Below are 24,551 nucleotides of genomic sequence, written 5' to 3' on the forward strand. Positions count from 1 at the left end.
AATACACGGCAAGTTCAGCATTTGCAATAAACGTACCAAATGAAAGTAGAGAACTTACCGGGAGGATGAGTTGGGAGAGCTCACCTTTTTTATCAAGGCATCTTCGAACCGGGAGGCCTGTCTGTAAAAATGATAGGTGCTGGCAGCCAGGGCCATCAAAAGTATGACCATTGCAATAACAATGCACCTCCACCAGATACTCACACTCATACGTCGTTTCCAGAAAGGTTCGAGAATATACGTATCCGTTTTAGGTGGTTGCTGGCGGTATCGTTGTCGGCTATATGTTTCTTCATTGGTATTAAAGTCGGCATCATCATTTTTGAAGCGGTTCAGGATAGTTTGTCTGAGTGCCGGAGGAGGCGTTTTGGCTTCCAAATGGCACTTATTTTCAATTCGGATTTCAGCGGCGGCGAATTCAATATCTAAAATTGGGTAAATTTTGCGTAGGGCAAAAAGCTCCGCTTCTTCATCAGCAGAGGCTAAGCCAAGCAAGTAACGCTCGATTATCCCACTTTCTATATAGTTATTAATATTCACCTTGCAACTTGTAATAAGTTGAAAAAGATATGGATATATATTTATATACGTTTGATTGGGGTCAAACGGATTGTCATTCTGAAAATAAATTAAATAGATTGATCAGGCGCTTATCGGTTGCTCGTATTTGAATATCGGGTGAAGATTATTACTGTGGTTTTCTTGCGTTTGTTTGTATTTCAGGTAATAGAAGATGGCGAGAAACAAGAAAACCTTAGACATAATGAAGAAGATAATAAAGAATACCTTCCACCATCTGTGAACAGTAATATGATCCTTATCTTTTTGCTGAATATTGATAAAAGTATAATTGGCTCCGGGATCTGGTTCGGCATATGCACTTCCGTTTTCCCAGCGAATTCGTTGCATTACCCTATCCTTAATTTCAGCAGGAGGCAAAGCAGGCTCATCAAACGCGGCTCTTTCCAGGCGACGTTCAACAATATCTATTTCTGTATCCAGTTCTGGATACAAACGTCTCATTTGCTGTAGCTCCAATGCTTCCTCCTCTGTCACTAACCCTAGCACATAAGACTCAATGATACCGCTTTCGATGTAAAATTTTAGTTCCAATTATTTTTTAAGAATTGTCTGAAAGATCGCATCGCTTCTTTCAGGGTTTCATTTATTTGCTCTTCAGGCATTGCCATAATCCGAGCTATCGTTGCTATAGATAATCCTTTAAAGTAACATAACCGAAAGACCTGCTGCTGATCGGTTGGTAGTATGAGGTAAAACCGTTGAAGCATGCCGTCCTCTTGTTTCATAAGTTCGGAACCTGTAAGAGCCGATTCTGGTATAGTTTCCTGTATGGCCACCTCCCGTGTTTTACGCATTAACCAGGTAAATAAGGTGTGATGTCCTGAATTTTTAAAAGAACCAATGTGATGAAAGGCCCAGCTATACACTCTCACTATTACATCCGCTGCTCTGGTTTCAATCGGAACTAATTGTAAAGCAATGTTATAAAGCGCTCCGGCATATCTGTCATACAACCATTCTTTCGCTGCGGGATCTCCTACAACCAACCTCTCTATGAGCTGTTGCTCATTTATATGTGCCAAATCTCTCCTCAAGGATATGTTGTATGCCGGTTTTAATGCTAAAATATAAAAATGTGTCGTAACAGCCAATTGAAAGGGTCATTTAAGCGGAAAAGGACAAACTCCTACCCCAGCTCTTTTAAATATAACCAATACTCCTGGCCCATTATAGGGTCTAGCTGCCGCACAATTTTAAACCCAAATCCTTCATATATACGTCGGGCAGCCGGCATGATAGTACTAGTGTGAAGCCCAATTAATTTTTCCCCATTTTTGGCTGCAACTTCAATTACATGCCCTGTCAACCGGTTTCCAATTCCTTTCCCTCTCTGATCCGGGTCCACCCCCAACAATCTGATATAAGCCCAATTTGCCGGATAAATAGTAGTAGGATTGCCTGATGGCATCAGAAATATTACCCCTACAACCTGGTGAGCTATTAAACTCAGAAAACAATGTCCTTTTTCCAATAATTGTGACAAAGACTCTGTATCCTGAAGACTACCTTCCATTTTCGTCCAGAAACCGGGTTCCAATACCTGTTTAAATTCCTGGTAACTTTTGAGTAAAAGCGCTGCTATCTGGGGCAAATCGCCCTGTTGGGCCGCTCGTAAATGAAGTGTATCCATCTCCGTTACTAGTTTAACAATTCCTTTATATTAGTTGTTGAATTACCATTATTGAATTTAGACTATTGTGGTGGGTCAACAAACCGTTTTTCCTATCATGATAACCTAGTTCGTAAACTAAGTTTAGCATGGCTTATACTTCAATCGCAGCAGCAGTTTCCTTAATACAGTCTGGTCATACCGTTTTTATTCATACCGCAGCCGCAACCCCCAGAGAACTGGTGTACGCAATGTCGGACCGGTACAAAGAATTAAAAAATGTACGACTGGTAAGCATTCACACAGAGTGGGATGCTCCGTATGCTGATCCTGAGCGATATAAGTCATTTCAAATTGATGCTTTTTTTGTGGGCAAGAATGTACGACAGGCAGTGAATGAAGGCAGGGCCAATTATGTGCCTATGTTCCTGAGCGAAATACCCCGTTATTTCAGAACCTGCAATCCCGGGGTAGATGTGGCATTAATCTCCGTTTCTCCCCCTGATAAAAACGGATATTGTACCCTGGGTGTTTCCTGCGATGTAAGCAAAGCTGCTGTTGATACTGCAAAAATTATCATTGCGGAAGTCAACCCCCGGATGCCTACTGTATTAGGAGATGGTGTAATTCATATATCAAAAATCACAGCGGCTGTAGAGGTCGATTACCCTATCTACTCTCAGCCTGTCAAAACCCCAAGTCATATCGATTTATCCATCGGCCGGCACGTTGCTTCCCTGATAGAAGATGGCGCTACCCTCCAAATGGGAATTGGAGGTATTCCTAATGCCGTGCTGGAATCCCTGCATCAGCATAAAGACCTGGGTATTCACACCGAAATGTTTTCAGATGGGATTGTTGACCTGGTTGAAAAAGGAGTTATTACCGGTAAGCATAAAAAAGTACATCCGGGTTTATTGATTTCCAGCTTCGCCATAGGCAGCCAAAGACTTTACAAATTTATGGATACCAATCTGCTTATGCGATTAATGGATGTTGGTTATGTGAATGATCCTTCTATTATCCGTAAGAATCCTAAAGTTACTGCCATCAACAGTGCTATCGAAATTGATATTTTCGGACAGGTATGTGCCGACTCAATTGGGTTCAGGCAGTATAGCGGAGTAGGTGGACAAATGGATTTTATGAGAGGGGCAGCCCTTTCGGAGAACGGGAAACCCATAATTGCCCTTCCCTCCGTAACCTCAAAAGGGAACTCCAGGATTGTAGCCCAGTTATTACCCGGAGCCAGCGTAGTTACCACCCGGGCGCATGTACATTATGTAGTCACAGAGTATGGTATTGCTTATCTGCATGGCAAGAATTTGAAACAACGGGCCAGGGCACTAATAAACATTGCTCATCCCGATCATAGGAATAAGTTGGAAAAAGACGCATTCGAGATTTTTAAATCTTTTTAATGGTTTAATACTAACAATATGAAATATTTGCTGTCATGTTTCTGGTTTTGTCTTACCTCTATTTCAGCTATTACGGCTACCGCCCAGGTAACACAAGACGCTACACGGCAGATTCAGATCTATGAAGACGATGATTATTTCAACGTCTGGGGAAGAGGTACAGACAGGGCATATAGTAATGGAACCGGACTAGGTTACATCTATATGAAAAATAAAAAATCCACCTTTCTCGATAAAATCCTGCTTCATCAGGCGGGTGCAGATGCCATTAATGTATTTGAATGGGATCTTATGCAAATCATGATCACTCCCAATGAAATTGCAGATACCAGCTACCAGCCGAAAGACTTCTATTATGCGGGCGCTTTATTTGCTACACATGCCCTCAACTCATATAATCCCATTAAAAAATATAGCTTTCGGACAGAAATAGTATTTGGGGTGATGGGCCCCTGGTCTTTCACTAAAGAAGCACAAACTTTCTTCCATAAGTTAATTAGTTATCAACCGCCCAGGGGATGGGAAAACCAGGTACCTAATTCTCCCCTGCTTAACTACAACTTTACCTTTGAAGTAATGTTATGGAACCCTCTTAAAAGCTTGGAAATCATAGGAGGATTAGATGGAAAGGCTGGTACTATGACAACAAGTGGCAGTGTTTATACTTACTTCCGATATGGATTGATGAACCCTTATTTTGGAGATATTAACCTGGCCAGAGGTACGAAGCGGCGTTTTCAACTCTATGTGATAGCCCGACCCCAGGTTTCCGTAATTGCTTATAATGCTTTGCTGCAAGGAGGGATTTTCAGATCTACCAGCAGCAACTTTGAGGAATTGTCGGGCGAACAGAGAACGCATATGAGAAATTTCACAATAGGGATGGATTATGGAATAGGGATAGTTATTAAAAGAACTACGATTAGTTATACCCAGAAAACCCAGACTGAGTGGATGAGCGGAACCGGTAAACATTCAGTAGGAAATATTACCTTACTTATTCCCATCTCCCGTAAAACTATTCCCGAAAAATAACGTTATATAGAAAAATTAAAGCATGTTTTACACCCGTATCTTTGTTTTACTGGCCACAGTATTCTTAATCGCATCCTGCGGAGGGAACCATAAAACCTCTCAGACAGATACCAGCTTAGGTGTTTCTGCAGCAGTTAATAGCCAATTAGATGTAAATCCACTTTCCGGGTATTTTCTTAAAAATACTATTCAGGTTAATGACAGTCTGACCTTTTGGATCATTGATAATCAGCAAACATTTGATAGCTTGTTTGGAGTGGCTAAAACCATGACAAACAAAATCACCCAACCAGATTTTGGTACTCAGATAGTTGTGGCGGCTACTATGCCACCAACCTACTACAATACACAAATAGAACTGGCAGATGCCACATTAGACGACGACACTAATGATGCCACTATGCGGTTTACCGCCATTGGTAATGCCAATAAAAGCAGTTCCTCTATTATTCCTCTCTGGTTGGGCACTGTGCCTAAAATGGGAAAGAGTACTTTTAGCTTCTATAATGGTGACAAATTAGTAACAACAATTACCACTGAGCAGTAGGGAATTTTCATATCTGGCTTTCTTCTTTCTCCTTATCTTCGCTCCATGAATCAATTTTTCAGGAGCTGGGTTTTCTGGCTGATGTCTATTTTCGCTTCGGTTGTACTTACAAGATGCGCCAATATAGTACCACCAAGTGGGGGGCCTAAGGATACATTAGCACCGGTTGTGCTAAGAGCAACACCACCCGACTCTACGCTGCATTTCAATAGCAAGAAGATAACTTTTGTATTTGATGAATTTATTGAACTGGATAATGTGAACGATAAACTGATAGTTTCTCCTACCCTGACCCGGTTTCCAATCATTACAGCCAAACTGCATACTCTTACTATAGAAATTAAGGATACACTGAAAGAAAATACAACCTATACATTCAATCTGGCAGATGCTGTAAGAGATATCAATGAAAGAAATGCCATTCCCGATTTCCAATACGTTTTCTCAACCGGTGATTATCTGGATAGTTTGCAGGTTACCGGTACTATAATCGATGCAGAATCAGGACGACTCGATAGTAATGTGGCAGTTATGCTCTATCGCGGATTGGAAGATTCGATTGTTACGAAAGAAAAACCTGTGTATTACGCTAAATCTAAGGGTGATGGGTCTTTCAGATTTAAAAATCTGGCTCCCGGCACTTATAAGATCTTTGCCTTAAAGGAAGAAGATCGCGATTTACAGTATAGTCAGCCTACTGAGTTGATTGCCTTTTTAGAAGCTCCAATAGTTTTAAAAGAAAGTAATATTTCCGGAGTAAATATGTTGCTGTTCATGGAAAATGACAGTACTATCAAACCGCCGCCGGAACCAATTGATTCTACCGACCTGCAACAGGAGGAGGAACCAGATAAAAAGAAAAAGAAATTGCCAAAACTGACTGCTACAGCGCAACTCAGTGGTGGCTTACAAGAACTACCGGCACCACTGAAAATTACATTCTCGCTTCCGTTGAGAAACCTGGATAGTAACAGGGTTATTCTGGGAGAAGACAGTGCCTATAATCCAGTGACTTTTACCAGCACAATGGATTCAACAAAAACTACCCTGACTGTCGGATATGCCTGGAAAGAGGGAACGCCTTACCAGTTAATTATTCCAAAGGATGCCGCAACGGATACGGCAGGGCAGCAACTGGCAAGGGCCGATACCATTAAGTTCAGGTCAAAGAAAATCAGTGATTACGCAATATTCACCGTTACAGAGCTGAATATCAGCGATAGTGCAAAACAGGCTATTAATGATAGTTCAATGCATTATGTAGTACAACTGGTACAGGATAAAACTGTTAAATATTCCGGTACTATCGTAAATGGTAAGTGGAGCCAACGTTTCATTACACCTGGAGAGTATGAAGTGCGGCTGTTGCTGGATAAAAATGGTAATGGTAAATGGGATCGCGGAAGCTACTTTAAAGAGCCGAAACGACAGCCAGAGAGAGTGATTATTATTGATAAAGTGAACTTAAAAGCTTTTTGGACGGTACCTAAGAAAATAAGTATCTGAGGCCGGGGTACATTCCATTATTACTAACTTTAAGATATGGTTTTTTCGTCTGCATTAATTGAAAACGCGGTAAATGAATTTGCCAAGCTTCCGGGCATTGGCAAGAAAACTGCCCTTCGTCTGATCCTTCATTTATTAAAACAGGATACAACACAGGTACAGCAGTTCAGTGAGGCTATTGCACGAATGCGCCAGCAAATCAAGTTTTGCAAAGTTTGTCACAATGTGTCTGATGCCGAGGTATGTGGCATCTGTAGCAATCATTCCCGTCATAAACAGGTAGTTTGTGTAGTAGAAAGTATCCGGGATGTGATGGCGATTGAAAATACACAGCAATTCAACGGACTTTATCATGTGCTGGGTGGCATTATATCACCGGTTGATGGTGTGGGGCCCGATCAGCTGAATATTCACAGCCTTGTAGAACGTGTTCAGCATCAGGGAGTTGAGGAAGTAATTATGGCGGTGAGCCCAACTATTGAAGGGGATACTACTATCTACTATCTCTCAAAAAGGCTGAAAGATTGGCCTGTTAAAATCACCACTATTGCCAGGGGTATTGCTTTTGGGGGAGAGCTGGAATATGCAGATGAGATGACCCTCGCCCGCTCTATCAGTAACAGATTGCCACTCGAAAGTTACGTTCAGAACAAATAATTCAGGTTATCTATATATAACAAAAAAATACGGGTGCTCAATAGCACCCGTCTTCGTTTAACCTGTAATTCCACGTTATGAAAAAGTCGTCAGCTCTCTTTCTTTGGAGAAGATTGCTGAAATAATGTATGATTGGTTTCTGATTCTTTCTGTAACTCTTTCCACCGCTGCATTTCATATTTATTCAGAAAACATACCTTGAAAACTTCAGGCTGATTCTGATCCACCAATTGATACACTGGTTGTAAACCCAGGCTGGCCAGGTGTTTATGCAGTGTATGGATATGTTCTGATATTGTCATATCTGAGGTATTTTGTTGTAATAAATGTTAAGAAAAAACTTAATGACAATTAGATCAATTGCAGCAGCAATTATATGAGGTGCAGGCGGAGGGCTGGTGGGTGGCCATGGCCATTTGATTCATTATATTTCTATCACTGTATTGCATGTCTATATATTACCCTACAAATATAATAGACTTTATAGACTTCTTCCAAATTAATTTTATGTTAATAGCCAAAATCTATAATACAACCTGCAGATATAGTTAATCACCAATACACCTTTGGAGGCCTTCAGAAAACCATAAAATAGCCAATAAAAGGTTATATTTGTAGCCTCTTTGGGGTGGATTTGTTTATTGTTCGACCCCACAGTTTAACTGTAACTAATAAACAATCTTGCTTTATTATGAAATCTTTACAAGACTGCGCTAATGAGCGCATACTCATTATCGATGGTGCAATGGGCACCATGATTCAAAGATATAAACTCCAGGAATCAGATTACAGAGGAACGAGATTTGCAGACTACCCTAGCGATCTAAAAGGCAATAATGATCTGCTCAACCTTACACAGCCTCAAATCATAGAAGCCATTCACAAAGAATACCTGGAAGCTGGCGCTGATATTATTGAAACCAATACTTTCAGCAGCACCACTATTGCCATGGCAGATTATGACATGCAGGAACTAGCCTTTGAGCTGAATGTAGCTGCTGCAAAAATTGCTAAAAAGGCAGCAATGGAGTATACCGCCAAAAACCCCGATAAACCAAGATTTGTTGCCGGTGCTATTGGCCCAATGAACAAAACATTATCATTATCCCCCGACGTAAATAATCCTGGGTTTCGCTCCGTTACTTTTGATGAAGTAGCTACCGCATATGAAGAGCAAATACAGGGATTACATGAAGGCGGAGCAGATATCCTGCTAATCGAAACAATATTCGATACACTGAATAGTAAAGCAGCTATCTATGCTATTAAAAAGTATTTCAGACGCATTGGCCAGGAACCTTTGCCAATTATGATATCTGGTACCATTACCGATGCTTCCGGCAGAACCCTTAGTGGCCAAACCCTGGAGGCCTTTTACATTTCCGTAATGCATGCCAACCCATTCTCTATTGGTTTGAACTGCGCTTTGGGCGGTCAGCAAATGAGGCCTTATGTTGAAGAACTTTCCAATATCGCCAGTTGTTATGTAAGCTGCTACCCTAATGCCGGCTTACCTAATGCTTTTGGTGAATATGATGAAGAACCTGAAGATACTGCCTGCATTATTGAAGATTTTGCTCAATCAGGATTTGTAAATATTGTTGGTGGATGTTGTGGAACCACACCTGATCATATCCGTCATATTGCCGATCATGTGAAACAAATTAAACCACGCCAGAAACCAGAATTAGCTGAAACTGCCTAATTATACTAATAGCAACAATGAACGATACTATCACCAGCAATACTTCAACTATCAATAGTGTGAATGATTTACCTCAGGACGAGAAAAAGGTAATCAAACCTTTCCTGCGCCTTAGTGGTCTCGAACCGCTGATAGTCAGACCAGAAACCAACTTCCTTAATGTCGGTGAACGTACCAACGTTACAGGCTCCAAGAAATTTGCACGCCTTATACGGGAAGGCCACTTCGAAGAAGCCCTCTCCGTTGCCCGCCAACAAGTTGAAAACGGTGCGCAAATACTGGATGTAAACATGGATGATGCCCTCCTCGATGGAGAAATGGCCATGACCACCTTCCTCAACCTCCTGGCAGGTGAACCAGATATCTCCCGCATCCCTATTATGATCGACTCCAGTAAGTTCTCTGTCATAGAAGCGGGTCTTAAATGCGTTCAGGGTAAATGTATCGTTAACTCCATCAGTCTGAAAGAAGGTGAACAAAAATTCATCGAACAGGCCTTCATTTGTAAAGACTACGGCGCAGCTGTAGTTGTAATGGCCTTTGATGAATATGGACAGGCAGATACGGAAGATAAAAGAGTAACCTTTAGTCACCGCGCTTATAAAATCCTTACCGAGAAAGTAGGATTCGATCCTCAGGATATCATCTTCGACCCTAATATTTTTGCTATTGCAACAGGGATTGAAGAACATAATAACTACGCCGTAGAATTTATAAGTGCTACGCGTCGTATTAAAGAATTAATGCCTCTAACCAAAGTAAGTGGTGGGGTTAGTAACGTTTCCTTCTCGTTCAGAGGTAATGAAACCGTACGTGAGGCCATGCACTCCGTATTCCTTTACCATGCTATCAAAGCAGGTATGGATATGGGTATCGTGAATGCCGGTATGCTGCAAATCTATGATGATATAGAACCTCAGCTCCGTGAATTATGTGAGGATGCCATATTAAACAGAAGAGATGATGCCACCGAACGCCTGATTCAATTTGCCGAAACTGTAAAGGCAAAAGGAAAGGTTGTGGAAAAAGATGAGACCTGGCGATTAGGAACTGTGGAAGAACGATTGAGCCATGCACTCGTTAACGGAATCACGGACTATATTGATCAGGATACTGAAGAAGCCAGAGTTAAATACCCTCGCCCGCTCGATGTCATCGAAGGTCCTTTAATGGCTGGGATGAACGTAGTCGGTGATTTGTTTGGCAGTGGTAAAATGTTTCTTCCGCAAGTAGTAAAGAGCGCCAGAGTTATGAAAAAATCTGTTGCCATCCTTACTCCTTTCATTGAAGAAGAAAAACTACGCATGCAGGCAGTAGAAGGTGGAGAAATCAAAACCGCCGGCAGAATCCTACTCGCAACCGTTAAAGGCGATGTACACGATATCGGAAAAAATATCGTTGGGGTAGTATTAGCTTGTAATGGCTATGAAATCATTGACCTGGGTGTAATGGTGCCTGCAGAAAAAATATTGCAAACCGCCCGTCAGGAAAAAGTTGATATCATTGGCTTAAGTGGGTTAATTACTCCTAGTCTTGATGAAATGGTACACGTAGCCCGTGAGCTTAAACGCCAGGATTTCAATATTCCTTTGATTATTGGCGGTGCTACTACTTCAAGAACCCATACTGCCGTTAAAATAGCACAGGAATATGAACATGGGGTTGTTCACGTTTTGGATGCTTCCCGCAGCGTAACTGTAACAGGTAGCCTGTTGAACAAAGCATTAAAACCAGATTTCCTGGAAGGAATCAGGAAGGAGTACAAACAATTAAATGAGGCTTTTAAGAATAAAAAACAAACCAAGCAATTCCTCCCAATTGCTACAGCACAGGAAAATAAAGTAAAAATAGATTGGGCTAATTACAAGCCTGTTAAGCCTAATTTCCTGGGTGTTAAAGCTTTTACATCATATAGCCTTGCTGAAATTGCCGAGTATATCGACTGGCAACCATTCTTCATAGCCTGGGAATTGCATGGTAAATTTCCTCAGATCCTTTCTGATGAAGTTGTGGGAGAAGCCGCTACCAAATTATATGGAGATGCACAGGCATTGTTGAAGAAAATTGTTGATGAAAAATGGCTGACTGCCAACGCGGTAATCGGATTATTCCCTGCTACCAGGGTAGCCGCTGATTCTGTTAGGGTAAGTCCGGCCACTTCAGAAGTACAATTAGAATTCTTACGCCAGCAATTGAAAAAAGCACCTGGTCAACCTAACTTCTCGCTTTCCGATTATATCGCACCAGCCGAAAATGGGTATACCGATTATATGGGTGGATTTGCTGTAACAACCGGTGTTGGTATTGAGAAGTGGTTGGAGAAGTTCGAAGCAGAGCATGACGACTATAACAGTATTATGTTGAAAGCGCTGGCCGACAGGCTTGCAGAAGCATTTGCTGAATTAATGCACAAACGTGTACGTAAAGAGTTCTGGGGATATGCTTCAGAGGAACACCTTAGCAATGAAGAATTGATCAAGGAAGAATATAGCGGTATTCGTCCGGCTCCCGGCTATCCGGCTTGTCCAGACCATACCGAGAAATATAAATTGTTTGAAATGCTTGATGCAACAGCCAATACCGGCATTGAGCTTACTGAATCACTGGCCATGTATCCTGCATCCAGTGTGAGTGGTTGGTATTTTGCCAATCCTGAAGCCAAATACTTCGGCCTTGGCAAAATTGAGAAAGACCAGGTTACAGACTATGCAGCCCGTAAAGGCTGGACAGTAGAGGAAGCAGAGCAATGGCTTCGTCCGAACCTGGAATATGATATTTAATTTCACGCAAAGAAGCAAAGTGGCAAAGAAGCAAAGGAGTTTTAATAGCTGTTTCAGCTAATTTATAAAATAAAATTTCTTTGCTTCTTTGCCACTTTGCCGCTTTGCGAGCAACAACAAAAACTAGTCATGAGAATTATTTCTTACAATGTGAATGGCCTGAGGTCTGCGATGACTAAAGGTTTTACAGAATGGTTGCAAACAAATCCTGCAGATATTGTTTGCTTACAAGAGATTAAAGCTCACAAGGAAAACATTGATTTTCAGCAGTTCGACCAATTAGGATATGAGCATTACTGGTTTCCGGCCCAGAAGAAGGGATATAGTGGGGTGGCCGTTTTAACCAAAATCAAACCTGATTTTGTACAATATGGCAGTGGTCATGAACAAAGTGATATGGAAGGTCGTTTTATCAGACTCGACTTCGGTGATGTTACATTAATCAATACCTATTTTCCGTCTGGTACTAGTGGAGATCACCGTCAGACCTATAAATATCAATGGTTGGATGAGTTTTATGTGTATTTGCAAACGCTGAAAGCTACCAGACCAAATCTGATTGTATGTGGAGATTACAATATTTGCCACAAACCAATCGATATTCACGATCCGGTGAGCAATAAGAATTCTACCGGCTTTTTGCCGGAAGAAAGGGCCTGGATGGACCGCTTCTTTGAAGGAGGATTTGTGGATAGTTTCCGGCATTTTAACCCCGACCCTCATCAGTATAGCTGGTGGAGTTTTAGGGCTAATGCAAGGAATAATAATAAGGGTTGGAGAATTGACTATATCAATGTATCAACTCCTTTAAAAGAGCGCTTAAAAAATGCCACTATTTACCAACAGGTGAAACATTCGGATCATTGTCCGGTTTATGTTGAATTAGTGTCCTAACAATCATATGATCATATATAATATTACAGTGAAAGTGGCCACAGAAGCCTGCGAAGCATGGTTAAAGTGGATGAGGGAAATACATATACCTGAGATGTTGGCGACTGGCCTTTTTTCTGAATACCGGATCAGCAGACTGCTGGAGCAGGATGATAGTGAAGGGCCTACTTATGCAATTCAGTTCTATGCACCCTCTATGGAGCACTATGATGTGTTTAAAAGTCAACACCAGCGAGCCCTGCGGCAGAAAGGATATGATGCCTTCGGGGATCGGTTTATCGCATTTACAACCGTCATGGAGGTCTTGTAAGTAAGGTGTCTTTACTAAACTTATCCACAGGAAATCCACTATTTTCGGGGTCTCGGCTCCCCAACACAATACCTGGTTAAATGCGGCGTTTATAGCTAAATATTAAGCAAATATGCCACTACACTATATTTCAGCACTTTTTGCTAAAGTCGGAAGTATTAGCAAGTAAATGGCTAATCTGCTGTAATCGTTACCAGTAGCCTTTTTCAGCCGATAAATTTTTCCAGAAAAAACACCTGAAAAATTTGGTAATCTGATAAAACGCGCTATATTTGCTCACATCAAACATTTTTTCACTAGTTAAATCTTACTAACTATGAACAAAGCCGAATTAATCGACAAGCTTGCTAAAGATGCAGGCATCACTAAAACCCAAGCTAACGAAGCTTTGGATTCTTTCACTAAAGCTGTTGCTGATACCCTGAAAAAAGGTGGTAAAGTAACTTTAGTTGGTTTCGGTACTTTCTCTGTTTCTAAACGTGCTGCACGTAACGGTAGAAACCCGCAAACTGGCCAGATCATCAAGATCAAAGCTAAGAAAGTTGCTAAATTCAAAGCTGGTAAAGCTTTATCCGATAAGCTCTAATCAGTTAGCACAACTTATTCAAGCAAGGAACAATTATGTTTCTTGCTTTTTTTATTCGGTAAAGTCCATAGTGTATTTGGAAGATTTACACTAATTTGCAGTCGATAACATCCTATATTTAACAAACATCAAACTTCAATTTATTCGTTATGGGTAGAGGAGATATTAAAACTAAAAAAGGTAAGATCAGCAACAAATCTTTTGGTAAAGTTAGATCTTCAAAAACTAGAAAAAAATCTGCGCCAAAAGCATAAATATTTTGGATTGAAATGATTTAAGGATGTAGCTATACTGCTAATATCTTTATCAGACTTTAACAACGTATATCTACATCCTTTAAGTCATTTTTTAATTACGGAGCTAAACGCTCTATTCTCCAATTTCCTTCTGGAGTTATAGTATACAGAATTCTATCGTGCAGCCTGCTGCTTCTTCCCTGCCAGAATTCTACTGCCTGTGGCTTCACTATATACCCGCCCCAATAATCCGGTCTTACAGGGGTATTATCTTTATATGTTTCAGTAATACGTGTTACCTGTTCTTCCAGAAACTCACGGTTTGGAATTACTTTACTTTGTGGTGAAGCTATTGCTCCTATCCTGCTACCAATCGGGCGACTGTCATAATACTCATTACTTATGGCCGCAGGAGCCTTACTAACGGTACCTTCTATACGAACCTGACGTTCCAGTTCCTTCCAGAAAAATAATAAACAAACATTGGGATTTACAGCTAACTCCAGCCCCTTGCGGCTTTCATAATTAGTGAAGAACATAAATCCCTCTTCATCAAAACTCTTAAGCAACACTATTCTGGCAGTTGGATGACCGGCTGGAGTACTGGTTGCAAGAGTCATTGCATTCAATTCATCTATCTCACTTTTTTCCGCATCTTTCCACCACCTGTCGAATTGCCCCAGTGGCGTTGTAGCCACATCGCTTTCATTCAGCGAAGCCTGCATATAATCAGTTCGCAATGCCGCAATTTGTTGGTTCAACATGATCTGTAATTTTATAGTTTCAAAGGTATGCAAGGATAATAGTAATTTTGAGCTTCTGATATAAATCATATTATGAAAAGAGCTTCGTTTGTGGCACTCGTTCTGCTCGTTGCCCTATTTGGCTGCCACACAAAGAACAGCAATGAATCGGCAGGCACTACTGCTAATACAGTGGTTCCTCTTTTGTCATCACCCCAGTTTTATACCCAATTAAAGGGGAAGGTAGGCGACCAGCCAATTACCATGCAACTGATGAAAACAGCCCCCCATTTATTGAGAGGATATTATGCTTATGATAGTATCGGCAAACCAATTGGTTTATGGGGCACCTTAGACTCCGGTTTGGTTAATATCTACGAAGAAACGAATTCGGATGAAGACAGGCTGTTTAGTGGTTATTTGTCTGATGATGGAAAGTTCAAAGGCGTATGGCATGGCGATGGTACCTCTTATCATTATGAATTACACACAGACCTCCAGCATGCTACCCTATTAAAAGTCTATTATGCTATAGATTCTGTTAAACTACTTCCATCCTTTACCAAATCACCGATGGGAACTGTTTCCAATAGCATCATCTGGCCGGATTCGAGTGTGAATAAAGAGGTTGCAGACTTCTTAATTCAACAGATTACAGGAGGCAAAGGCAAAGACCCTCAAGCCTATTTAAAACGGGCAATTGATTCCTTTATGCTCGTTTACCGTATTGCAGCCAAAGATGTAGATACCGCTGAATTTAAGGACGGTAGCAGTGTATCCTGGAACTGGACAACGGATAATGATATGAAAGTTGTGTATAATACCTGGCCATTGCTTGTAATTGAGAAATATGGGTACGACTTTACAGGAGGTGCGCATGGCAATTGGGGAGCAAAGTATCAAACGTTAGATCTGGCTAAGAGGAAGGCTTTAACGCCTGATGATCTATTTAAACCAGGTTATAAAGAGAAATTGAGTCCGTTATTGGATAAAGCATTCAGAGAGAAATTTCATTTAGGAGAAGAGGAAACACTGGATCAGGTATTATTGGTTAAAACAATTCCTGCCAATGATAATTTAATTGTTACCGGCAAGGGAGTTTGCTTTAGTTATACCCCTTATGAGATTGGGCCTTATGCAATGGGCCAGATTACTTTATTTGTGCCGTTTACAGAGTTAAAGGATATATTGAAATAGTTTTTTATTTAAATAGAAAAGGGTTTTAGGTTGATGATAGATCTTCCTAAAACCCTTTTCCTTTATATGTTTGGTATTATTATCCTTTAACCAGGGTACCAACATTTTTGCCCATGATCACGCTCAGGAGGTTGCCCTGGCGGTTCATATCGAAAACAATGATTGGTAGTTTATTTTCCTGACAGAGCGTGAACGCTGTCATATCCATTACGTTCAGGGATTTTTGATAAACCTCAGTGAAGGTAATGGTTTCGAAACGGGTAGCAGTTTTATCTTTTTCAGGATCGGCGGTGTAGATACCATCTACTCTGGTTCCTTTAAGGATAACATCTGCCTGGATTTCTATAGCACGCAAAGAGGCAGCTGTATCAGTGGTGAAGTAAGGGTTTCCGGTACCACCTCCAAAAATAACTACTCTACCTTTTTCGAGGTGTCTGATGGCACGGCGGCGGATGTAAGGTTCTGCTATTTGTTCCATTTTGATAGCAGATTGAAGGCGGGTATATAATCCTACCTTTTCCAATCCACTTTGCATAGCCATACCATTGATTACGGTGGCCAGCATTCCCATATAATCACCTTGTGCTCTTTCGATGCCGGTATCTACTTCGTTCATACCGCGGTAAATGTTTCCGCCTCCGATAACTATGGCAACCTGTACACCAAGGTCAGTAACTGCTTTGATGTCGTAGGCATACTGTGCTATCACTTTTGGATCAATACCATAATTTGCATCCCCCATCAGGGCCTCTCCGCTCAATTTGAGCAAAATACGCTTATACTTTGGCAACATGACGCTATAAAATATTGTAAGATTATAGTACTTAAACTGATTACGGCATTCTAATATACAACTAAAATGCAGAATGGCAGGTACCGCTAAAAAAAATGCGTATATCTCCCGTTTGCTCCCTATTGGGGTATGTACAAAAAAAAGGAGAGAATTTTACTTCTCTCCTTTTTAATATAATAAGTTATTAACCTAAAGCGATTCGCTTAAAGCCAGATACCTTAAGATCTGCATCAACAGATTTCAGGTAATCAGCAACAGATTTATTGCTGTCTTTAACGAAAGCCTGTTGTAATAAAGTGCTTTCTTTAAAGAATTTATTCACTTTACCAGCAGCGATTTTCTCAGCCATTTCAGCTGGTTTACCTTCTGCTTTCACTTGTTCAACAGCGATTTCTTTTTCGCGAGCGATTACGTCGGCAGGTACGCTATCAGCATCAACAGCGATAGGGTTCATTGCAGCGATTTGCATAGCAATATCTTTACCTACTTCAGCAGAAACTGGTTTGCTGAAAGCAACCAGAACACCCATACGGTAGTTACCGTGGATATAAGCGGTTACTCCACCAGCTTCAACGAATTCGAATTTATTCAGGGTGATTTTCTCACCGATTTTCGCAACCTGATCGTTTACTTTATCAGCAACAGTAGCGCCATCCAGAGAAGCAGCGTTTAATGCATCAATAGTTTTGATACCGTTAGCCAGTGCCAGATCAACAATAGATTGAGCGAATTTCACGAAGTCTTCGTTTTTAGCAACGAAGTCGGTTTCGCAACCTAAACCTACGATAACACCAGATTTACCATCAGCAGCAGTTTGTGCGATGATAACACCTTCTTTAGTTTCGCGATCAGAACGTAAAGCAGCTACTTTCTGACCTTTTTTGCGCAGGTAATCAACTGCTTTTTCGAAGTCACCGTCGCTTTCTACAAGTGCCTTTCTGCAATCCATCATACCAGCACCAGTTTGCTGACGCAGTTTATTAACATCAGCCGCTGTAATTGTTGCCATGAGCTATAATTAGTTTAGATAGTTAAAATTATACGGAGTTCATATACGAGTTACGAATTACGAGCTTGCGGAAGGAATGATTTATTCTTTCAGCAAACCAGTAATTCGTAACTCATAACGGTAATAAATTATCTAGGACCGCCACCTGGTTTTCTAGGGCCACCGCCACCAGCACCAGAAGGACGACGTTGACCGCCACCTTGGCCACCACGGTTGTTTCCACCACCACGGTTACCGCCTTGGCCACCACCACGGTTGCCACCTTGGCCACCGCCACGGTTGTTACCGCCCTGACCTTGGCCTTGACCACGGCCTTGACCGCCGCCGCTGCCGCTCTTACGACCTCTTTCACGATCTTCACCACCTTCTACATCGAATTTGCGAGCTTTATCTTCTGCTTCTTCTACTTCTTCCTCTTCTTCATTTTTCTCAGTAGCTCTTTCAGATAAGCCTTCAGCGATAGCTGCGCAGATGTAGCTGGTTACGATAGCGATAGATTTGGTAGCGTCATCGTTCGCAGGGATTGCAAAATCTACTTTAGTAGGATCTGAGTTAGTATCAACCATACCGAAGGTAGTGATACCCAGACGTTTTGCTTCTGCCAATGCAATATGTTCGTGGCTGATATCCACCATGAATAAAGCAGCAGGAACGCGTGCCAGTTGGGCGATACCACCTAACACTTTTTCCATTTTTTCTTTATCACGGCTTAAAGTCAGACGTTCTTTCTTAGTGATGTTATCGAATGTACCGTCCTGCAGCATTTTTTCGATGCTCTGCATTTTCTTTACACTCTTACGGATCGTAGAGAAGTTAGTGAGCATACCACCTAACCATCTTTCAGTAACGAAAGGCATGTTGATGTTACGCGCAGCATCTGCTACGATTTCTTTCGCTTGCTTTTTAGTAGCAACGAACATGATCTTTTTACCGCTTTTTGCGATAGATTTCAGGGCAGAAGCTGCTTCCTGTAAACCTTCAACGGTTTTATTCAGATCAATGATATGAATACCTTTCTTTTCTGCGAAAATATAAGGCAGCATTTTTGGATTCCACTTTTTCTTCAGGTGACCGAAGTGAACACCTGCCTCCAGTAACTGCTGCTGCAATGAGGTATTATTTTCCATGTTTATATTGCTCAATTATAAGGATCAAATAATGATTAGCTTTCGGTAGCGGGTAAAGAACCCTAAACCAATCGCCAGTAACTCAAAAATATTAGCGTTTAGAGAACTGGAAGCTTCTTCTAGCTTTAGCTTTACCTGGTTTCTTACGTTCAACACCTCTAGGATCACGTTTCAGCAAACCTGCAGCTTTCAAAGCAGGGCGGAACTCGATATTCACTTCGCATAAACCACGAGCGATACCCAGTTTAATTGCTTCAGCCTGACCTTTGATACCACCGCCTTGTGCGTTCACTTTCACATCAAATTTGTCCAGTGCATCAATAGTTTTTAAAGGCAGTTCTACCTGATTTTGCAGGTAGATCAGAGAAAAGTATGATTTATAATCTTTGTCGTTAACTGTAATGTTACCGGTACCTTTGTTGATATAAACACGGGCAACAGCTTCTTTACGACGACCAATTGTATTTTTTTTCTTTTCCATGTATCAGAGAAAATTAGAAAGTTAATGGTTTTGGTTTCTGTGCAGCATGAGGATGTTCAGCACCCGCATATACAAATAATTTTTTGTACATAGCACGGCCCAGGCGGTTTTTAGGCAACATACCTTTAACAGCTTTCTCAATCATCACTTCAGGACGACGACGATTCAGATCCTTAGCCAATTCAATTCTCTGACCACCAGGATAACCAGTGTAATGGATATATTCTTTCTCCTGCATTTTGTTGCCAGACAAAACGATTTTTTCTGCATTGATTACGATGATATAATCACCACAATCAGTATGAGGCGTATAGTAAGGCTTATTTTTACCTCTTAAGATAGCCGCCATTCTAGCAGCCACTCTTCCGAGTGTCAGGTTAGTAGCGTCCACTATATGCCAGTCACGCTTTACGTAAGCGTCGTTAGCCGATTTAGTTTTGAAACTTAATGTATTCATTGTTGTATACGATATAATGTTACGTCTTGTAAACAATCATCCCCCTAAGAGGAACGCAAAGGTACATTGCCAAATGTGAATAACCATACATTTTAAACACTTTTTTATAAGACACCTTTGTAATAGATTGATTTTCAATAAAAAATTTGTATAAAAGTTATTAACAATCTAAAGGAAGGTTTTTTTACACCATTCACATACCCAAAAAACATAATTTGTACTTAATAAAAAAAATCCCGGTAGCTGGGCTACCGGGATTTTTTTTATTAAGTACAAATTTTAATATCCTGGGTTCTGCTGATCTTTTAATTTAGTATTCACATCAATCTCACGTTGAGGTATTGGGAAAATCAATTTATCATATAAATAGCTTAAAGAACCGAAATCCTTTTTTAATCTTTTATATGTCCAAATTTTATCTCCTTCAAACAATAGTTCTCTTACTCTTTCTTCTACAATATCATCCACTGTTATTTTATTCAGCACGCTAGCTCCAGATCTATGTCTAACTTCATTTACATCATCTATTGGATCTGCACCAATTGTGGTTCCTGCCCTAAAGTTTGCTTCAGCTCTTGTCAGATAAAGTTCAGCCAATCTTACAATCGGTATAACCTTATACTGGTCTCTCCATTTAGTTGTGTACATTCCATCGTCTACATTAATACCATAATTCTCATAGAAGAAGTTACCACGCTCATCATTAGCTTCGAAGGTAACCGGCAAAGCATCAAGATCTATAATAATATCTCCTCTGCTACCATAATCGTAACCGCCATAAAAGGTTGTCAACCCATTGTTCGTGGTACCAGAATTGCTTTGATTGGTTTGTTGAATAGCAAATACATCTTCTGTTGAATTAGAAGCATTGTTAAATGCTTTGCTATAAGAAGAAGTAAGGGCATATTCTCCACTTTCTATTACTTCGTTAGCAGCGGTTGCTGCTTCTTCATACTTACCTTCTGATAAATAAACTCTTGAAAGTATTGCACTTGCTACATATTTATCTGCACGACCATTGCCAATATATTCAGGTAACTTTTCAGCAGCAAATAGCAAATCTTCAAGGATTTGTTTGTGAACTGCATCCAATGTTGCTCTACCCTGATAACTATCCTTCAGGTTCTCTTGTCCAATTGTCGCCTTTAAGATAAGAGGAACAGCTAATGTAGATGTTACATTACCGGCAGAATAAGGTTTTGCATAAAAGTTGCACAAGTTAAAATAAACAAGACCTCTCAGAAATCTGGCTTCAGCTTCAAACGCCTCTTTGCTATCTTTAGATACCTTGTCTAAATTTTCCAATACCAGGTTAGCATTGTTGATAGTATAGTAACTACGTTGCCACATTCCTTCAACGATTGAACTATTTTTATCCTGGTTTTTCTCCTGAACTAAACGATAATTCAGAAAAGTGCCTTCAAATGAAATTTCTCCTTCATCACCCAGCAAATCTGCCATCAGCAAATTTCTTTCACCAAATGCATTTGGGTCCTGAAGATTTGAATAAATACCTTTAATTACGGCTTCAACATCTCCTTGAGATTTGATCTGGTTTGGAACAATTTGTCCCCCAGGTATAACATCCAATTTTTTATTACATGCAGGCAAACCAAATGAAGCAGCAGCCAGCAAGCAAATTCCTATATAATTCTTAAATAATTTCATCTCTTTCAGGTTTAAAGTTAAAATTTAACATTCACGCCTACAGTTACTTGCTTAGCTTGTGGAATTGTATAATAATCAATACCACCTGCAATGTTACCCATCACATCCGAATTGACTTCCGGATCGCCTACAAATTTTGTCTTTGTCCAAAGGTTATAACCTGCAACGTATAAACGTAGCCCTGAAATTTTCAGAACATCAAGGGCTTGCTTAGGTAGATTATAGCCAAGTGTAGCAGATTTCAAACGAATATATGACCCATCAGAGATCCAGCGACTAGACATCTGATTTGCACCATTAGAGAAGTATCTTGACAAACGTGGTACATTGGTAATATCGTTAGGTTTCTGCCACCTGTTTAATACATCTACACGTTGGTTATCATATCCACTTGCAAAGCCATTATCCTGATAAATACCTGCACGATTATAAATATTATTGCCTTGTACAAAAGAGAAGAATACAGAAAGGTCAAAACCGTGACTGCTAAATGTATTAGTGAACCCTCCTGTCCAATCAGGGTTTGATTTACCAACTACCATTTTAACCGCATCAGAATAAGAAGTGGTGTTTTTACCAGAACCATCTACATATAACGCTTCTCCAGTTTTAGGATCAACACCTGCAAATTTTGGCATATAGAAAACACCTATAGGTTCACCTTCAACAGCCCTTTGTTCACCACCTGTAGATTCAATTATTTGTCCACCAATATTTTTAACTCTGTTCTTATTATAAGCCAAATTCAGAGTAGTGGTCCACTTGAAATTACGGTTCCTGATGTTGATACTATTTAGCATTATTTCAACACCTTTATTTTCCATACTTCCAATATTCATATATTGGAAACCATATCCTGAAGTATAAGGCAGATTAGCTTTTAATAATAAATCAGAAGTTTGCTTGTTGTAATAATCGATTTCACCACTGAATCGGTTATCAAATAATCCAAATTCGATACCTACGTCTACCTGATTTGTTCTTTCCCACTTTAAATCAGGGTTTCCCATTTGCGTTGGGCGATATCCTGGCAATTGAGGATAAGAGGTAGGAGATAATAATGTCAGAAATCTATTTTCACCAATTTCAGCATTACCGGTACTACCATAGCTAGCTCTCACTTTAAGGTAAGTCAGAGTTGGGTTGCTTTTAAGAAATTCTTCTTCTGAAAGTACCCATGCTACAGATCCTGCCGGAAAAATACCATATCTATTATTTGGACCAAAACGAGAAGACCCGTCAGAGCGAACACTTATGGAAGCAATATATTTATTCTTATAAGAATAATTGGCTCTTGCAAAATAAGAGAGGAAAGTATAACGCTGAGCCTGCGTACTTCCAAAAGTAATAGAAGCTGCGGCTGCTAATTTTTTAATAATATCAGAAGGAAATAATTCTCCCTGAACCTGAGTTGAATTAAAATCATCCTGCAGATAACTCATACCAGCCGTAGCGCTCAATGTATGATCACCACCTAATTGTGGATTGAATGAGAAATAGTTGTTTGTATTCAGCGCAACGTCCTGGCTGATAAAAGATGAACCAAACCCTTTGCCAAATGCATCAGAAGCAAGAACACCTATATACGAATCTTCATTTATAGTAGAAATGTCTGCACCCAACTCACTACGGAATGATAGAGAGGGAAGGATTTTGTAGTTCAGGAATACATTTCCCAATGTTCTGAACGTAATCATGCTACTTGTATTAAACTGAGCATCGTAGAGACCATTTGGATAAAGTGTACTATTATTAATTTCTCCATTATCATCAAGATATGGAGAAACTGGAGACTGTGCGACTAATTGACCTGGGGTTGAAAAGCTATTATCATTTGATACCCTATCTAACTGAGAGCGGCTGATATTTACATTCATACCCAAGGATACACGATCGCTTGCATTATGTTCCAGGTTTAGGCGACCACCATATCTTTTAAAGTCGTTATTCTTTACAATTGACTGTTGATTGATATAAAATCCAGAAACATAGAATTTTGTTTTTTCATTTCCACCTGTTGCTGATAGATCAATCTGTTGGCTGTGAGCAGGGTCTCTGAACATTAAACTTTCCCAATCAGTCGTATACCCCAAGCTTTTCAAATCTTTACCTAGCGAAAAACTTTTGAGAGCATTGTCAACCCTCTTAGTCATATAATCTATTGCTTCTGCTTCAGATGCAAATGGTGGTAGAGCAGGATTTACTGGGTTATATCCAGCAGCAAATGAAAGTTTACCATCATTTACAGCTCTTTCATGGAGTAAATCAATATAATCTTGAGCATTTAAGAATCCTCTTTTTTTAGTAGGACGGCCCCAAGTATTATTAGCGTTTAACTCTAGTTTAGTTTTTTCACCAGCTTTTCCTTTCTTGGTTGTAATGAGAATTACTCCATTAGCACCACGGGCACCATAGATTGCCGCAGCAGAAGCATCTTTCAATACTTCAATAGACTCAATATCATTTGGATTGATATCTGCCATTGGGTTAGTTTCATCATTATAAATATCACTACGGCTAGTGGTATTTACCGGCATTCCATCAATCACATATAATGGTTGACTGCTGGCAGATATAGAAGATGTACCCCTTACCCTTACTTTAATACCCTGACCAACCTTACCACTACCAGATTCAATTACAACACCAGGAACTTTACCCTGAATAGCTGACTCAAGGCTCGCTACAGGTTGATTTTCAACTTCTTTCGAAGCAACTTTAGAAATGGAACCTGTAACATCCTTTTTGGTTAGGGTACCATAACCAACTACAATTACTTCAGATAAATCTTTATTACCTGATTGCAAAGCAATATTAATAGTTGAATGTCCGGCAATCGCTATTTCATGATCGGCAAATCCGACAAAACTGAAAGTTAAAAAAACAGCACTTGAAGGCACAGATAAATGATAAGTACCAGTGGCATCTGTAATAGTTCCGATATTGGAATTTTTTACTTTCACTGTTACTCCGGGCAAAGGAGTGCCGTCTTTGGCATCAGTTACTTTACCTGTCAGTTGACCTACTTGGGCAAACGAGAATATGCTTAGGATTAGCAACATCCCTACCATCGAAAAGAATCGCAACATGGCTTTTGAATGTTTAGATTTTGAGTTATATAACAGCAGTCTTAAATACTATTTTGGTTGTTTGGTTAATTTTCTACAGGGCATTCCTATCCTATAAGAAGAATCATAAGCAAAAAATA

At 40.2% G+C, this 24,551-nt stretch carries 25 protein-coding genes; 12 read left to right on the top strand and 13 right to left on the bottom strand.

The features are described 5' to 3' along the window. Positions 1 to 54: 54 nt before the first annotated feature. From DVR12_RS09550 to DVR12_RS09565, 4 genes are all read right to left on the bottom strand, one after another. Positions 55 to 540 (bottom strand): hypothetical protein, encoded by a 486-nt coding sequence (locus tag DVR12_RS09550; protein ID WP_116975452.1) that lies wholly within the window; start codon positions 538 to 540, stop codon positions 55 to 57. Positions 541 to 642: 102 nt separating this feature from the next. Beyond that, complete coding sequence (locus DVR12_RS09555) at positions 643 to 1,113, bottom strand: hypothetical protein (RefSeq protein WP_116975453.1); 471 nt, start codon at positions 1,111 to 1,113, stop codon at positions 643 to 645. Further along, complete coding sequence (locus tag DVR12_RS09560; protein ID WP_147323437.1) at positions 1,104 to 1,616, bottom strand: RNA polymerase sigma factor; 513 nt, start codon at positions 1,614 to 1,616, stop codon at positions 1,104 to 1,106. Before DVR12_RS09560 ends, DVR12_RS09555 begins: the two co-directional genes overlap by 10 nt. Before the next feature lie 92 nt (positions 1,617 to 1,708). Then, positions 1,709 to 2,212, bottom strand: coding sequence for a GNAT family N-acetyltransferase (locus tag DVR12_RS09565; protein WP_116975455.1), 504 nt, complete (start codon positions 2,210 to 2,212; stop codon positions 1,709 to 1,711). A 128-nt stretch (positions 2,213 to 2,340) separates the two neighbouring features. On the opposite strand from DVR12_RS09565, the gene DVR12_RS09570 reads away from it, so the two are divergent. Genes DVR12_RS09570 through recR form a run of 5 tightly spaced genes read left to right on the top strand, consistent with a single transcriptional unit; the run spans position 2,341 to position 7,357 of the window. Next, positions 2,341 to 3,612, top strand: a complete 1,272-nt coding sequence (locus tag DVR12_RS09570) for an acetyl-CoA hydrolase/transferase family protein (RefSeq protein WP_116975456.1) — start codon at positions 2,341 to 2,343, stop codon at positions 3,610 to 3,612. A gap of 18 nt (positions 3,613 to 3,630) precedes the next feature. After that, positions 3,631 to 4,647 (top strand): lipid A deacylase LpxR family protein, encoded by a 1,017-nt coding sequence (locus DVR12_RS09575; RefSeq protein ID WP_116975457.1) that lies wholly within the window; start codon positions 3,631 to 3,633, stop codon positions 4,645 to 4,647. Between the two features lie 22 nt (positions 4,648 to 4,669). Continuing rightward, positions 4,670 to 5,194, top strand: a complete 525-nt coding sequence (locus DVR12_RS09580) for a hypothetical protein (protein WP_116975458.1) — start codon at positions 4,670 to 4,672, stop codon at positions 5,192 to 5,194. Between the two features lie 45 nt (positions 5,195 to 5,239). After that, positions 5,240 to 6,700 (top strand): Ig-like domain-containing protein, encoded by a 1,461-nt coding sequence (locus DVR12_RS09585; RefSeq protein WP_116975459.1) that lies wholly within the window; start codon positions 5,240 to 5,242, stop codon positions 6,698 to 6,700. 36 nt (positions 6,701 to 6,736) lie between these two features. Continuing rightward, a complete protein-coding gene (gene recR / locus DVR12_RS09590) occupies positions 6,737 to 7,357 on the top strand; it encodes a recombination mediator RecR (protein WP_116975460.1) in 621 nt (206 codons plus the stop codon). An 89-nt stretch (positions 7,358 to 7,446) separates the two neighbouring features. Here the strand turns inward: recR and DVR12_RS09595 are convergent, their stop codons facing one another. Continuing rightward, the gene (locus tag DVR12_RS09595; RefSeq protein WP_116975461.1) at positions 7,447 to 7,659 is read right to left on the bottom strand and encodes a hypothetical protein; all 213 of its coding nucleotides are present in this window, start codon (positions 7,657 to 7,659) and stop codon (positions 7,447 to 7,449) included. A 389-nt stretch (positions 7,660 to 8,048) separates the two neighbouring features. Between DVR12_RS09595 and DVR12_RS09600 the strand changes: the two genes are divergently transcribed. From DVR12_RS09600 to DVR12_RS09625, 6 genes are all read left to right on the top strand, one after another. Further along, positions 8,049 to 9,062, top strand: coding sequence for a homocysteine S-methyltransferase family protein (locus tag DVR12_RS09600; protein ID WP_116975462.1), 1,014 nt, complete (start codon positions 8,049 to 8,051; stop codon positions 9,060 to 9,062). Between the two features lie 17 nt (positions 9,063 to 9,079). Then, positions 9,080 to 11,842, top strand: coding sequence for a methionine synthase (metH, locus tag DVR12_RS09605; RefSeq protein WP_116975463.1), 2,763 nt, complete (start codon positions 9,080 to 9,082; stop codon positions 11,840 to 11,842). Positions 11,843 to 11,971: 129 nt separating this feature from the next. Further along, entirely contained in the window at positions 11,972 to 12,736 is a 765-nt protein-coding gene (locus DVR12_RS09610) for an exodeoxyribonuclease III (protein ID WP_116975464.1), read from the top strand. Between the two features lie 7 nt (positions 12,737 to 12,743). Further along, positions 12,744 to 13,046 carry a DUF4286 family protein gene (locus DVR12_RS09615; RefSeq protein ID WP_116975465.1) on the top strand — a complete coding sequence of 101 codons (303 nt, stop codon included), beginning with the start codon at positions 12,744 to 12,746 and terminating at the stop codon, positions 13,044 to 13,046. 316 nt (positions 13,047 to 13,362) lie between these two features. Further along, complete coding sequence (locus DVR12_RS09620; RefSeq protein WP_012788562.1) at positions 13,363 to 13,632, top strand: HU family DNA-binding protein; 270 nt, start codon at positions 13,363 to 13,365, stop codon at positions 13,630 to 13,632. A gap of 149 nt (positions 13,633 to 13,781) precedes the next feature. After that, entirely contained in the window at positions 13,782 to 13,886 is a 105-nt protein-coding gene (locus DVR12_RS09625; RefSeq protein WP_089765291.1) for a 30S ribosomal protein THX, read from the top strand. 98 nt (positions 13,887 to 13,984) lie between these two features. Here the strand turns inward: DVR12_RS09625 and pdxH are convergent, their stop codons facing one another. Beyond that, positions 13,985 to 14,632 carry a pyridoxamine 5'-phosphate oxidase gene (gene pdxH, locus DVR12_RS09630; protein WP_116975739.1) on the bottom strand — a complete coding sequence of 216 codons (648 nt, stop codon included), beginning with the start codon at positions 14,630 to 14,632 and terminating at the stop codon, positions 13,985 to 13,987. Positions 14,633 to 14,704: 72 nt separating this feature from the next. On the opposite strand from pdxH, the gene DVR12_RS09635 reads away from it, so the two are divergent. Continuing rightward, positions 14,705 to 15,808, top strand: a complete 1,104-nt coding sequence (locus DVR12_RS09635; protein WP_116975466.1) for a DUF3298 and DUF4163 domain-containing protein — start codon at positions 14,705 to 14,707, stop codon at positions 15,806 to 15,808. Between the two features lie 79 nt (positions 15,809 to 15,887). Here DVR12_RS09635 and pyrH read toward each other — a convergent pair whose 3' ends face one another. From pyrH to DVR12_RS09670, 7 genes are all read right to left on the bottom strand, one after another. Beyond that, positions 15,888 to 16,601: a UMP kinase gene (pyrH, locus tag DVR12_RS09640; RefSeq protein WP_089765294.1), complete on the bottom strand. Its 714-nt coding sequence runs from the start codon at positions 16,599 to 16,601 to the stop codon at positions 15,888 to 15,890. Between the two features lie 184 nt (positions 16,602 to 16,785). Next, the gene (gene tsf, locus DVR12_RS09645; RefSeq protein ID WP_116975467.1) at positions 16,786 to 17,610 is read right to left on the bottom strand and encodes a translation elongation factor Ts; all 825 of its coding nucleotides are present in this window, start codon (positions 17,608 to 17,610) and stop codon (positions 16,786 to 16,788) included. 128 nt (positions 17,611 to 17,738) lie between these two features. Next, positions 17,739 to 18,737: a 30S ribosomal protein S2 gene (gene rpsB, locus DVR12_RS09650; RefSeq protein ID WP_116975468.1), complete on the bottom strand. Its 999-nt coding sequence runs from the start codon at positions 18,735 to 18,737 to the stop codon at positions 17,739 to 17,741. A 91-nt stretch (positions 18,738 to 18,828) separates the two neighbouring features. Then, positions 18,829 to 19,218 carry a 30S ribosomal protein S9 gene (gene rpsI / locus DVR12_RS09655; protein ID WP_116975469.1) on the bottom strand — a complete coding sequence of 130 codons (390 nt, stop codon included), beginning with the start codon at positions 19,216 to 19,218 and terminating at the stop codon, positions 18,829 to 18,831. Between the two features lie 13 nt (positions 19,219 to 19,231). Further along, complete coding sequence (gene rplM, locus DVR12_RS09660) at positions 19,232 to 19,675, bottom strand: 50S ribosomal protein L13 (RefSeq protein WP_116975470.1); 444 nt, start codon at positions 19,673 to 19,675, stop codon at positions 19,232 to 19,234. 279 nt (positions 19,676 to 19,954) lie between these two features. Beyond that, positions 19,955 to 21,343: a RagB/SusD family nutrient uptake outer membrane protein gene (locus tag DVR12_RS09665; protein WP_116975471.1), complete on the bottom strand. Its 1,389-nt coding sequence runs from the start codon at positions 21,341 to 21,343 to the stop codon at positions 19,955 to 19,957. A gap of 17 nt (positions 21,344 to 21,360) precedes the next feature. Beyond that, positions 21,361 to 24,432, bottom strand: a complete 3,072-nt coding sequence (locus DVR12_RS09670; protein ID WP_116975472.1) for a SusC/RagA family TonB-linked outer membrane protein — start codon at positions 24,430 to 24,432, stop codon at positions 21,361 to 21,363. Between the last annotated feature and the right edge of the window lie 119 nt (positions 24,433 to 24,551).

This window comes from Chitinophaga silvatica, from assembly GCF_003419895.1.
Taxonomy (GTDB): domain Bacteria; phylum Bacteroidota; class Bacteroidia; order Chitinophagales; family Chitinophagaceae; genus Chitinophaga; species Chitinophaga silvatica.

Bases quoted from the DNA above. Each gene is read 5' to 3' on its own strand.
- DVR12_RS09670 (WP_116975472.1), bottom strand. From the start codon at position 24,432: ATGTTGCGATTCTTTTCGATGGTAGGGATGTTGCTAATCCTAAGCATA.
- rpsB (WP_116975468.1), bottom strand. From the start codon at position 18,737: ATGGAAAATAATACCTCATTGCAGCAGCAGTTACTGGAGGCAGGTGTT.
- DVR12_RS09610 (WP_116975464.1), top strand. From the start codon at position 11,972: ATGAGAATTATTTCTTACAATGTGAATGGCCTGAGGTCTGCGATGACT.
- tsf (WP_116975467.1), bottom strand. From the start codon at position 17,610: ATGGCAACAATTACAGCGGCTGATGTTAATAAACTGCGTCAGCAAACT.
- pdxH (WP_116975739.1), bottom strand. From the start codon at position 14,632: ATGTTGAACCAACAAATTGCGGCATTGCGAACTGATTATATGCAGGCT.
- DVR12_RS09620 (WP_012788562.1), top strand. From the start codon at position 13,363: ATGAACAAAGCCGAATTAATCGACAAGCTTGCTAAAGATGCAGGCATC.
- DVR12_RS09635 (WP_116975466.1), top strand. From the start codon at position 14,705: ATGAAAAGAGCTTCGTTTGTGGCACTCGTTCTGCTCGTTGCCCTATTT.
- DVR12_RS09615 (WP_116975465.1), top strand. From the start codon at position 12,744: ATGATCATATATAATATTACAGTGAAAGTGGCCACAGAAGCCTGCGAA.
- pyrH (WP_089765294.1), bottom strand. From the start codon at position 16,601: ATGTTGCCAAAGTATAAGCGTATTTTGCTCAAATTGAGCGGAGAGGCC.
- DVR12_RS09565 (WP_116975455.1), bottom strand. From the start codon at position 2,212: ATGGATACACTTCATTTACGAGCGGCCCAACAGGGCGATTTGCCCCAG.
- DVR12_RS09595 (WP_116975461.1), bottom strand. From the start codon at position 7,659: ATGACAATATCAGAACATATCCATACACTGCATAAACACCTGGCCAGC.
- DVR12_RS09665 (WP_116975471.1), bottom strand. From the start codon at position 21,343: ATGAAATTATTTAAGAATTATATAGGAATTTGCTTGCTGGCTGCTGCT.
- DVR12_RS09585 (WP_116975459.1), top strand. From the start codon at position 5,240: ATGAATCAATTTTTCAGGAGCTGGGTTTTCTGGCTGATGTCTATTTTC.
- metH (WP_116975463.1), top strand. From the start codon at position 9,080: ATGAACGATACTATCACCAGCAATACTTCAACTATCAATAGTGTGAAT.
- DVR12_RS09580 (WP_116975458.1), top strand. From the start codon at position 4,670: ATGTTTTACACCCGTATCTTTGTTTTACTGGCCACAGTATTCTTAATC.
- DVR12_RS09575 (WP_116975457.1), top strand. From the start codon at position 3,631: ATGAAATATTTGCTGTCATGTTTCTGGTTTTGTCTTACCTCTATTTCA.
- recR (WP_116975460.1), top strand. From the start codon at position 6,737: ATGGTTTTTTCGTCTGCATTAATTGAAAACGCGGTAAATGAATTTGCC.
- rplM (WP_116975470.1), bottom strand. From the start codon at position 19,675: ATGAATACATTAAGTTTCAAAACTAAATCGGCTAACGACGCTTACGTA.
- DVR12_RS09600 (WP_116975462.1), top strand. From the start codon at position 8,049: ATGAAATCTTTACAAGACTGCGCTAATGAGCGCATACTCATTATCGAT.
- DVR12_RS09570 (WP_116975456.1), top strand. From the start codon at position 2,341: ATGGCTTATACTTCAATCGCAGCAGCAGTTTCCTTAATACAGTCTGGT.
- rpsI (WP_116975469.1), bottom strand. From the start codon at position 19,218: ATGGAAAAGAAAAAAAATACAATTGGTCGTCGTAAAGAAGCTGTTGCC.
- DVR12_RS09625 (WP_089765291.1), top strand. From the start codon at position 13,782: ATGGGTAGAGGAGATATTAAAACTAAAAAAGGTAAGATCAGCAACAAA.